This is a genomic window from Actinosynnema sp. NPDC059335 (genome assembly GCF_042752395.1).
GTDB lineage: Bacteria > Actinomycetota > Actinomycetes > Mycobacteriales > Pseudonocardiaceae > Actinosynnema.
In genome coordinates, this window is record NZ_JBHYXZ010000048.1 from 17,269 (window position 1) to 27,717 (window position 10,449).

Sequence of the window (10,449 nt, forward strand, 5' to 3'; positions counted from 1 at the left end):
GCGCACCCCCGCGGCCCCACACCCCCGCCGCCCCCCCGCCACCCCCCCCCGCGCGCGGGGGTGGTCGGGGGCGACCCGCACCAGCACGATCGAGTCGGCGCCGCCCGCGCCGTCGGCGCCGATCAGCAGCACGGTCCGCGCGACCGGCGTCGTGGGCGCGACCTGGTCGGCGGGCGGAGCCGAGGCGGTCCGGTCCACGGTGAGCGGCACGACGACCGCGACGGCCGCGGCGGCGACGGTCAGGCCGGCCGCGGCGAACAACGCGAACGGCCGCCGCCGCGCCCGCCCGCGCCGCAGGTTCGCGAGCACCACGCGGTGGTCGACGGCCTGGGCGGCCTCGGCCGCGATGGCCTCCCGGATCAGCGCTTCCTGCTCGGTCACCGCAGCACCTCCGACGGCGTGTTCTTCTCGTGCACCCGCAACGTCCGCAGCGCGCGGGAGATGTGGCTGCGCACCGTGCCCTCCGCGCAGCCGAGGACGGCGGCGATCTCGGCGTCCGTGCTGTCCTCGTAGTAGCGCAGCACGAGCGCCGCCCGCTGCTTGCGCGGCAGCACCGCGATCCGGGCGCGCATCGCGTCCCGTTCCGCGTGCCGGTCCGCCGGGTCGGCGACGACCGGCCCCACCTCGTCCAGCGCCGCGTGCGTCGAGGACACGTCCCGCGCCGCGCGGCGGCGACGCCACGACAGGTACTCGTTGGTCACCATCCGCTTGACGTAGAGGTACGGCGCGTCCACCGCGCCGATCCGCCCCCACCGCTGCCGGGCGCGCAGCAGCACGTCCTGCACGATGTCCTGGGCGAGGTGCCTGTCACACGTCAACGCCGTGGCGTAGCGCAATAGTCGATCAAGACGTTCGGTGACGAACTGGTCGTAGTCGTCGTCCGGCACGTCGCCCCCTTCTGCCGCAGTCGGTCTGTCCGTTGCGGACGGGAAACCCCCCGGAGGACGTGCCACGTTGAGTCCGGTGCGTGTGATCTGCGGCACAGCGCCCCGGTTCTTGATCGTGCCGACCAGGCCACATCGCATGGCTGGACGGCGACCCGACGAGGTAGCTTCGGCACCGTCCGCGCACCAGCCCTGGGGAGCACATGCGATTCCTGTTCCGCCCACCCGCCACCGAGGCCGGCGGGCTGCTCGCCCTGCCGTGGGCGCAGCCCCTGGAGGAGTGGGACGACAAGCTGCTGCTGAACGTCCCGCAGCGGGGCATCTCGCGGCACGTCGTGCGGTTCGTGGCCAGCGAGGGCCGCGTGTACGCGCTCAAGGAGATCGCCGAGTCGCTGGCCCGGCACGAGTACGCCGTGCTCGGGGAGCTGGAGCGCGAGGGCATGCCGTCGGTGTCGGTGCTCGGCCTGTGCGTCGACCGGCCCGACGACCAGCAGGCCATCCTGGTCACCCGCTACCTCGACCACTCCATGTCCTACCGCTACCTGTTCTCCAGCCCGCGCGGCGAGCACTCGGCCGAGCGCCTGGTGGACACGCTGGTCTCGCTGCTCGTGCGGCTGCACCTGTCGGGCACGTTCTGGGGCGACTGCTCGCTGTCGAACACCCTGTTCCGGCTGGACGCGGGCAACCTGGCCGCCTACCTGGTCGACGCCGAGACCGTGGAGCGCCACCCGCAGCTGTCCGACGGCCAGCGCACCTACGACGTGGACCTGGCGCGCGAGCGCATCGGCGGCGAGCTGATGGACCTGGAGGCGGGTGGCCTGCTGCCGCCCGACATCGACCCGGTCGAGGTGGCCGACAGCGTGCCCCGGCGGTACGCCGCGCTGTGGGAGGAGGTGACCCGGGAGGAGTTCTTCCGGCTCGACGAGCAGCGCTACCGGGTCGCCGAACGCCTGCGCAGGCTCAACGACCTGGGCTTCGACGTCGGCGAGGTCGAGCTGGTCACCTCCGACAGCGGCGCGCGGCTGCGGGTGGACGTCCGGGTCGCCGAGATCGGCCAGAGCCGCCGGGAGCTGTTCAAGCTCACCGGCCTGGAGGTGCAGGAGGGGCAGGCGCGGCGGCTGCTCAACGACCTGCGCTCGTTCCGCGCGTACCTGGAGCAGCGCGACGGCGCGCCGGTGCCGGAGACCACCGCCGGGCACCTGTGGCGCAACGAGGTCTACGACCCGGTCGTCGCCGCCGTGCCGCCCGACCTGCTGGGCGTGCTCGCGCCGGCCGAGCTGTTCCACGAGGTGCTGGTGCACCGCTGGTTCCTGTCCGAGCACGCGGGGCGCGACGTCGGCACCACGGCCGCGCTGCGTTCGTACCTGGCCACCGTGCTGCCGGACCGGGAGGCGTCCGACCGGGAGGCCGCGGACCGGGAGGCGGCGGACCGGGAGGACGAGCTGGACGCGTTCTGACGTCCGGGTGGGCCTAGATTGACCGGCATGGTCTTCGGGATCGCGGCGATCGTGCCCGCGCTGTTCTTCGTGATCGGCATGATCCGGGACCGGCGGCGGCTGGGCAACGCGGTGTGGCTCGGCGTCACGCTGGTGCTCCTGCTGCTGTGGCTGGTGTTCCGGGCCTCCGCGCTCGGCGGGTGGGCCGCGGCCCTGGTCGGCTACGCGATCGCGGCCGTGCTGCTCGGCCTGGGGTTCGTCCTGCCGGTCGCGCTGATCGCCAACGGCGTGCTGATGCTGCGCCGGGAGGGTTTCAGCCCCGCCAACGTGCTGTCGCTGCTCGCCGGGCTCGCGATCGTCGGCGTGGTGGCCGCGTTCTGGCTCGCCACCGCCCGCACCGGTCCCGTGGTGGACGCCGTGATCGGGTCGCTGCTGGTCGTCGCGGCCTACGTCGCGTTCCTGTTCGTCAGCCTGCTGCTGTACTCGATCGTCTACGGCAGCGTCGGCCGCCGGACGGGTTTCGACGCCGTGGTCGTGCTGGGCGCGGGCCTGATCGGCGACCGCGTGCCGCCCCTGCTCGCGTCCCGGCTGGACCGCGGCGTGCACCTGTACCGCCGCGAGGTGGCCGCCGGCCGCACGCCGCTGGTCGTCGTCTCCGGCGGGCAGGGGCCGGGGGAGGTCGTGTCGGAGGCGGCGGCGATGCGGGAGTACCTGCTGCGCCGGGGCGTGCCGGACGAGCTGATCGTCGTGGAGGACCGGTCCACGACGACCGAGCAGAACCTGGCCTACAGCGCGGAACTGCTGCGCGCCCGCGAGTGGACCGGGCGGGCGGTCGCGGTGACCAACAACTTCCACGTGTTCCGCGCCGCCGTGCTGGCGCGGCGGCTCCGGCTGCGGATGCAGATCATCGGCGCGCCCACGGCGTGGTACTTCCTGCCCAGCGCGTTCCTGCGCGAGTTCGCCGCGCTGCTCACCCACAACCCGATCGCGCACACCGCGACGTGCGGCGCGCTGGTGGCGCTGCACTTGGTGCTGACGCTGTCCTGACCGGACGTCCCGTCACGCCCCGGGTGCGGCCGCCCCGCACCCCGGCCGGCGTCGCCGCGGACGCACCGCGGACCCAGCCGCCGGCGTCGCCGCGGACCCGGTCCGGACGCCGACGGACGTCAGAGGTGCTCGGCGAACCACGACGCGATCAGGTCCACGGTCGCTTCGAGGCCCGCCCGGTCGATGCCGTGCCCGACGCCGGGGTGCAGCACCAGCCGCGCCGGTTTGCCCAGCTCGCGCAGCCTGCGGTACATCCGCTCGGATTCCTCGGGGCGCACGTTCGCGTCGTTCTCCCCGTGCATGATCAGCACCGGCGCCCGCAGCCGGTGCGCGTTCCCCAACGGGCTGCGCGCGGTGAGCCGCGCCACGTCGTCCGGGTCGTCCGGGTCGCCGATCCAGTCGACCGCCCGCTTGCGCCACGTCGGCGGGAAGCCGCGGATGTCGTTGAGCAGGTCCGACGGCCCGCACTCGCTCACCCCGGCCCGCCACAGGTGCGGCAGCAGGGTCAGGCACGCCAGCGTGGCGAAACCGCCGTAGGACGCGCCGTGCACGCCCAGCCGCGCCGTGTCCACCCACGGCACGTCGTCCAGCACCCGGACCAGGGCCTCCACGTCGGCCAGGTCGCCACCGCCCCAGTCGCGGTAGATGGCCCGCTGGTACCGCATCCCGTAACCGGACGACCCGCGGACGTTGGGCGCGAGCACCCCGATCCCGCGCGCCAGCAGGGACTGCACGAGCGGGTCGAACACCGGCAGCGCCTGCACCTCCGGTCCACCGTGGATGGTCACCACCACCGGCGCGGGCTCGTCCGCGCTCGCCGACGGCGGCCGGTAGAGCAGGCCCGGCACGGTGAACCCGTCGCCGTTGACCGCGCGCACCGGGGTCGGCGGCACGATCGCGCCGGGCAGCCGCGCGCCGGCGTCGGTGAGCCGGCGCGCCTCGTCGCGGTCCAAGTCCACCAGGTACAGGTCGGTGGCCGCGTCCGGCCGGCCGAGCTGCACCAGCAGTTCGCCGGACGCGGTGAACCGCGGCGCGAACCCGCCCAGGCCGAACTCCGTCACCGCGACACCGCGCGGCAGCGCCGTCACGTCGACGGGCGGACCGCCCTTCTCCGCCCACCGCAGCCGGGTGTACCCGTCCTCGTTGACGCCCCACGCCAGCCGCGTGCCGCCCGGGGACAGCGCCGCGCCCTCCACATCGGACTCCGGCGCGTCGAGCCACGTCAGCCCGCCGTCCAGGGACAGCGCGGCCAGCCCGAGGAAGTCGCGGCCCTGCGTGGTGCACAGGTAGACGCCGGACGAGTCCGGCAGCCACGCCACCGGGTGGTACTTCGCCGGACCGTCGTGCGGGGTGAGCAGGCGGACCGAGTCGTCGGCCAGGTCGCACACGAACAGGTCCTGCTCGGTCTGCTGGTGCAGCCGCAGCACGAGCAGCAGCCGCGAGTCGGGGGAGAAGCCCATCGGCAGGTACCGGTCGTCGCCGCGCAGCACGATCCGCTCCCCGCCCGTGCGCAGGTCGCGCACCAGCACGTCGAACACCTCGGGGTCACGGGCGTTGGAGGCGTAGGCGAGCAGCGTGCCGTCGGCGTTGTAGGGCTGCCCGAGCCGGGAGTGCGGGGTGCCGATCTCGCACCGCACGCCCTCCTCGGCGACCAGCCACCACACCTCGCCGGTCACCGGGTCGACCTCGGCGAGCCGGTGGTCCTCGCGGCCGTCGAGGTCGGTCAGCACCAGCAGCCGCGCGCCGTCCGGTCGCCACACGCACCGGACCACCGAGCCGGGCACCTCCACGTGCCGCGCCGTCCCGCCCAGCGGCAGCACCCACGGCTGCGGCCGCCCGGACGCGTCGCCCAGGTACGCGACGGCCCCGCCGTCGGGCCTCGGTTCCGCGCCGAACAGCCAGTCGAAGTCGGTCCAGCCCATCGCCCCCACCTCCGCCACCCGACTGATTTCACAAACTGCAATCGGTAACAGTCAACCAAACCGCTGTCCGGCGTGGCAAGCGCGGGTGGGTTAGCCTCTGCGGCGTGCCGGCCGTGCCCGATCACCCCGCCCGCGACGCCACGGTGGAGGAGCTGAAGGCCCTCGCGCACCCGTTGCGGTGGCGGATCCTGCGGTTGTGCTGGGACCGCGCGCTGACCAACAAGGAGCTGTCGGACCGGCTGGGCGTCGCGCCGGCGACCGTGCTGCGGCACGTGCGGGCGTTGGTGAAGACCGGCTTCCTGACCGCCGAACCGGTGCGCAGCGGCACGCGGGGCGCGCTGGAACGGCCCTACCGCTCGACCGGCCGCACGTGGCGGCTCGGCCTGGTCGACGTCGAGGGCGAGGGCCTGGCGCACCGGGTGGACCTGGCGCTGATCGCCGCGCACCGCGCGGAGGTGCTGGAGGCGGGCCCGGACGCCGTCCGCGAGACCGCCCGCGGGGTGCTGCGCCTCGGCGCGGCGTCCCAGCAGGAGCTGAACGCCAGGATGCTGGCGCTGATCACCGAGTTCGTCGAGCGCGACGAGCCGGACGGCGAGCCGTTGAGCTACCTGTGGTCCCTGGCGGCCCGCCGCGAAGGGTGATCCGGCCGACCCGCAGCCCCGACGGCCCTGGGCCGACTTTTGCGTACCGGTCCGCCGGCGCGGCCCGTTCGATGCAGGGAGCGCACAACCACTCGGCGAGGAGTCCGGAATGCCCCTGATCGGTCGAAGGTCCCTGTCCGCGGTCGTCGTGGCCGCCGCCCTGGCCGTGCTCGCGCCGTCCCCGGCGTCCGCGGCCCCGTACGACCCCTACACCGACACGAACCCGCAGACCACGGGCTGCGCCGCCGACGCCGTGACCATCGCGTCGCGGGACATCAAGAGCCCGCAGGCGGTCCACGGGCTGATGGAGGTCCGCTACTCGCCCACGTGCGGCACGAACTGGGTGCGGGCGACGGTCTACGTCACGCAGCCCACCGGCACGGTCGTGAAGGGGATCCGCCGCCCCTCCAGCCAACCGGACGGGCACGGCGGCTGGCTCGGCTTCTACGAGCAGCGCGAGTCCGACCCGGCGGTCGGCGCCACGTTCGGCATGCAGGTCTACGCGCCCGGCAGCACGTGCGTCTTCGCCATGGCCGAGATCCGCGACAGCACCGGCCAGGTCGTCGCCTCCACCGGCACGTCGGTCCCGTACTACGACCCCTGGGTCCCGTTCTGCTGAGTTCCCGCCGGACCCGGTGCGGGGTTCCCCCCGCGCCGGGCTCACGCGGCATCCGCCAACCCCGGGCTCACGGGGCGTCGGCCAACCCCGGTTCCCCGCCGTCCTCCGCCCGCCTGCCGGACAGGGCGTCGAGCAGGCGCACGAGTTGGCCGCGGTCGTCCCCGTCGAGGCGGTCCGTGAACGGCGCGAGGGTCGTGCGGACCTGCTCCTCGACCCGTTCCGTGAGCGCCCTGCCCTCCGGGGTGAGGGCGACGTCGGTCGCGCGGCGGTCCAGCGGTGACTTCCGCCGGGTGACGAGACCCCGCCGCTCGGCCCGCTCGACCAGGCCGGACATCGTGGACTTGTCGAGCCCCAGGAACGCGGCGAGGTCCGTCATGCGGGGACGGCGGTCGCGCAGCAGGCCGAGCAGCCGCAGCTGGGTCAGCGACAGGTCGTGCTCGGCGCCGATGCGGGTGAGCACGGCCATCACCCGGAACGAGATCCGGACCAGGGCGTCTTCGAGGTCGTCGTCGGGCGCGGCCACGGCGTGATCCTACTTGACATGGTTTGTAGTACCAACCACACTGCGAATAGTTGGTATTACAAACCACTTCGCGAGGAGACCCCATGCACGCCGCCGTCGTCACCGGCCCCGACGCCCCGCCCCGCTACCGCGAGCACCCCGACCCCGTCGCCGACGGCGGGCACGGGCTGGTGGTGGAGGTGCTGGCGGCCGGGCTGCACCGCCTGGTCCGGGCGCGGGCCAACGGCACGCACTACAGCGGCGCCGGCACGTTCCCGCTGGTCCCCGGCGTGGACGGCGTCGTGCGCGACGGGGACGGCAACCTCCGGTACGCGGTGCTGGAGGACACGGCGCTGGGCACGTTCGCCGAGCGGACCGTGATCGACCCCCGCCGCAGCGTGGCGCTGCCCGCCGACGTCGACCCGGTGCTCATCGCCGCCGCGATGAACCCGGCGATGTCGTCCTGGGTCGCGCTGCGCCGCCGCATCGCGTTCCGGGAGGGGCAGAGCGTCCTCGTCCTGGGCGCGACCGGCAGCGCCGGGCGCATGGCGGTGCAGATCGCCAGGCGGTTCGGGGCCGCGCGGGTGATCGCCGCCGGCCGGGACGCCACCCGCCTCGCCCCGCTGGTCGACCTGGGCGCGGACGAGGCGGTGACGTTCGACCGCGCCGCCCGCGCCGCCGACGTCGACGTGGTCCTCGACTACGTGTGGGGCGAGGCGTCCGCCCGCGTGATGACCGCGGTGATCACCGCCCGGCGCGACCGCGGCGCACCGCTGGAGTGGGTCCAGATCGGGTCCGTCGCCGGCGAGACGAGCCCCGTGCCCGCCGCCGTGCTGCGCGCGTCCCGCCTCCGGCTCCTCGGCAGCGGCATCGGCTCGGTGCCGGCCCGCGACTTCCTCGTCGAGCTGCCGGAACTGGCCCTGGCGGTGCACCGCGGCGCGATCGACGTGCGGGCGCGGGCCGTGCCCCTCTCCCGGGTCGCCGAGACGTGGGACGCGGAGACGGACGACCGCGTCGTCTACGTTCCGTGACGTCCCGGGGGGCGAGCGGCCGCCGCCCCGGCGAGCCATCGCTAGGATCCGCCCGGTGATCGGACTTCGGGGGGTTCCGGCGCTGTGGCGCCGGCACGCGCTGTGGTACCCGGTGGCGGGGGTGTCGCTCTTCGTCGGGTCGCTCGTGCCCGCGCTGCACAACCACGGCACGCACTTCGGCGGCGTGCCCGCCCGCCCGTTCGACGCGCTCGCCATCGTCGCCATCGCGTTGCAGTGCGCCCCTCTGCTCGCGTGCCGCCGGTGGCCCGTCGCGTGCCTCGCCGTGGTGTCGCTGGGTTTCGCGCTCGACCAGCTCCGCGGCTACCACACGTTCGCGGGCACGGCGCTGGTGATCGCGGTGGTGACCGCGGCCTCGCGGCTGGAACGGCGGCGGGGCGCGGCCGCGCTGGTGTTCTCGCTGGCGTACGCGGGCCTCGCGTGCCTGTTCCCGTTGCGGGGCGCGGGGGAGCCGCTGGTCGAGGTGGTGACGTTCTACGGCGCGCTGGTGCTGTTGGCGACCCTCGGCTCGTGGCTGCGCGCCTCCAGGATCGCGGAGGCCGAACGCCGCCGCCGGGTCGCCGAGGACACCCGCGCCGCCGAACGCGCCCGCGTCGCCCGCGAGCTGCACGACGTCGTGACCCACCACGTGACCGCGATGGTCGTGCAGGCGGAGGCCGCCCGGTACCTGTCCGCGAGACCCGAGCGGCTGGACGAGTCGCTGACCGCCGTCGCCGACACCGGGCGGCAGGCGCTCAGCGACCTGCGGCACCTGCTCGACGTGCTGAACCCCGCGACCCCGTCCGCCGTCGGCCTGCGCCCGCTGGTGGAGCGGACCCGCCGCGCCGGCCAGCCGGTCGAGTTCACCGAGGACGGCACGGCCAACCCCGGCGGCAGCGCGGGTCCGGTCGTGTACCGGGTGGTGCAGGAGGCGCTGACCAACGCCCTCAAGCACGCCCGCGGCAGCCGCACCTCGGTGCACGTGAGCCACGGCGAGCGGGACGTCACCGTGCGGGTCAGCACGGACGGCGGCGCCGCCGCGCCGGCCGTCCCGCCCGGCGGCGGGCACGGCCTGGCCGGGCTCCGGGAGCGGATCGACGGCCTGGGCGGCGAGTTCAGCGCGGGCCACGACCCGGACGGCGCCTTCCACGTGCGCGCCCGCGTGCCGGAGGGCGTGCCGTGATCCGCGTGCTGGTCTGCGACGACCAGGTGCTGGTGCGCACCGGGCTCGTGACGATCATCGACGCCCAGCCCGACCTGGAGGTGGCCGGCGAGTGCGGTGACGGGCAGGCCGCGGTCGACCTCGCCCGGCGGCTGGAGCCCGACGTCGTCGTGATGGACGTCCGCATGCCGGTGCTCGACGGCATCGCGGCCACCCGCCTGCTCGCGGGCGCGGACGTGCGGCGGCCGGTCAAGGTGCTCGTGGTGACCACGTTCAACCTGGACGAGTACGTGTACGAGGCGTTGCGGGCCGGGGCGAGCGGGTTCCTGCTCAAGGACGCGCCGCCGGACCGGCTGCTGCACGGCATTCGCACGGTGGCGTCCGGCGCGGCGCTGCTCGACCCCGAGGTGACCCGGGAACTCGTCGGCCGGTTCGCCACGCGCATCCGGCCCGCCGCGCCGGACCCGCACGGCACCCCGCTGACGCCGCGCGAGCTGGAGGTGCTGCACCTCGTCGCGGACGGCCTGTCCAACCGCGAGATCGCCGCGGCGCTGGTGCTCAGCCCGGAGACGGTGAAGACGTTCGTGTCGCGCATCCTCGCGAAGCTCGGCCTCCGCGACCGCGTCCAGGCCGTCGTCTACGCCTACCGGCACGGCCTGGTCAGCTGACCGGCCCGGGTCGGGTCGCGCCCGGCGGACGCCGCCCGACCGGGCACCGCGCCGAAGACGCGCGCGGGGTCGTCGCGGACCTCCTCGCCCTCGCGCCGCCACGTGCCCGACCCGGGGCGGTAGGGGTTCTTGCGCGCCGGGGCCGCGACCTGCGCGACGTGCCGGCGCAGCGCCACCCGGAGCGGCCGGGCGAAGCCCCGGTACAGCGCCTCCCGCAGGTACGGGTGGCGGAACGCCAGCTCGTCGCCCGCCTCGACCAGCACCGAGGCGCGCACCGCCTCCTCCAGCACGCCCACCAGGTCCGGCGCGGAGCGCCCGGTGACCGCGCACAGCGCGTCCACCCGGAACGCCACCCCCAGCAGCGCGGCCGACCGCAGCACCTCCCGCGTGGCGGGCGACACCGAGTCCAGCGCGCGGTCCACCACGCCGGGCAACGACGGCGCCCGGTCGACGGCGGCCCGGTCCACCACGGCCACGCCGTCCACCACGCGCACGGCCCCGTCGCGCACCAGGGCGGTCTCGTATACACAACACCGATCC

Annotated in this window: 10 protein-coding genes and 2 pseudogenes; 7 read left to right on the top strand and 5 right to left on the bottom strand. The window is 75.0% G+C overall.

The genetic code is table 11. The annotated features are described in order from the left end of the window. Nucleotides 1–381, bottom strand: a pseudogene (locus ACFXGA_RS17315) (hypothetical protein); the annotation flags it as partial. Then, the gene (locus ACFXGA_RS17320; protein ID WP_378088918.1) at nt 378–887 is read right to left on the bottom strand and encodes a SigE family RNA polymerase sigma factor; all 510 of its coding nucleotides are present in this window, start codon (nt 885–887) and stop codon (nt 378–380) included. The gene ACFXGA_RS17320 and the pseudogene ACFXGA_RS17315, both read right to left, overlap by 4 nt. A gap of 200 nt (nt 888–1,087) precedes the next feature. Here ACFXGA_RS17320 and ACFXGA_RS17325 point away from each other — a divergent pair, with 200 nt between their 5' ends. Both ACFXGA_RS17325 and ACFXGA_RS17330 read left to right on the top strand, forming a co-directional pair. Next, nucleotides 1,088–2,341, top strand: a complete 1,254-nt coding sequence (locus ACFXGA_RS17325) for a DUF4032 domain-containing protein (RefSeq protein WP_378088920.1) — start codon at nt 1,088–1,090, stop codon at nt 2,339–2,341. A gap of 27 nt (nt 2,342–2,368) precedes the next feature. After that, nucleotides 2,369–3,367 (top strand): YdcF family protein, encoded by a 999-nt coding sequence (locus ACFXGA_RS17330; RefSeq protein WP_378088922.1) that lies wholly within the window; start codon nt 2,369–2,371, stop codon nt 3,365–3,367. 119 nt (nt 3,368–3,486) lie between these two features. On the opposite strand, the gene ACFXGA_RS17335 is transcribed toward ACFXGA_RS17330, so the two are convergent. After that, on the bottom strand, nt 3,487–5,289 hold the full coding sequence (locus ACFXGA_RS17335) for a S9 family peptidase (protein ID WP_378088925.1): 1,803 nt from the start codon (nt 5,287–5,289) through the stop codon (nt 3,487–3,489). 104 nt (nt 5,290–5,393) lie between these two features. Here ACFXGA_RS17335 and ACFXGA_RS17340 point away from each other — a divergent pair, with 104 nt between their 5' ends. Then, entirely contained in the window at nt 5,394–5,930 is a 537-nt protein-coding gene (locus ACFXGA_RS17340; RefSeq protein WP_378088927.1) for an ArsR/SmtB family transcription factor, read from the top strand. A gap of 109 nt (nt 5,931–6,039) precedes the next feature. Beyond that, complete coding sequence (locus tag ACFXGA_RS17345; protein ID WP_378088930.1) at nt 6,040–6,549, top strand: DUF2690 domain-containing protein; 510 nt, start codon at nt 6,040–6,042, stop codon at nt 6,547–6,549. A 67-nt stretch (nt 6,550–6,616) separates the two neighbouring features. On the opposite strand, the gene ACFXGA_RS17350 is transcribed toward ACFXGA_RS17345, so the two are convergent. Continuing rightward, entirely contained in the window at nt 6,617–7,072 is a 456-nt protein-coding gene (locus ACFXGA_RS17350; protein WP_378088932.1) for a MarR family winged helix-turn-helix transcriptional regulator, read from the bottom strand. Nucleotides 7,073–7,155: 83 nt separating this feature from the next. On the opposite strand from ACFXGA_RS17350, the gene ACFXGA_RS17355 reads away from it, so the two are divergent. From ACFXGA_RS17355 to ACFXGA_RS17365, 3 genes are read left to right on the top strand one after another with little or no spacing between them, the layout of a single operon-like run. Next, nucleotides 7,156–8,082 (top strand): zinc-binding alcohol dehydrogenase family protein, encoded by a 927-nt coding sequence (locus ACFXGA_RS17355; protein WP_378088934.1) that lies wholly within the window; start codon nt 7,156–7,158, stop codon nt 8,080–8,082. A gap of 55 nt (nt 8,083–8,137) precedes the next feature. After that, nucleotides 8,138–9,262 carry a sensor histidine kinase gene (locus ACFXGA_RS17360; protein WP_378088936.1) on the top strand — a complete coding sequence of 375 codons (1,125 nt, stop codon included), beginning with the start codon at nt 8,138–8,140 and terminating at the stop codon, nt 9,260–9,262. Continuing rightward, complete coding sequence (locus ACFXGA_RS17365; RefSeq protein WP_378088937.1) at nt 9,259–9,909, top strand: response regulator; 651 nt, start codon at nt 9,259–9,261, stop codon at nt 9,907–9,909. The genes ACFXGA_RS17360 and ACFXGA_RS17365 overlap by 4 nt, the downstream gene beginning before the upstream one ends. On the opposite strand, the pseudogene ACFXGA_RS17370 reads toward ACFXGA_RS17365, so the two are convergent. After that, nucleotides 9,885–10,449, bottom strand: a pseudogene (locus ACFXGA_RS17370) (hypothetical protein); the annotation flags it as partial. The gene ACFXGA_RS17365 and the pseudogene ACFXGA_RS17370 overlap by 25 nt on opposite strands.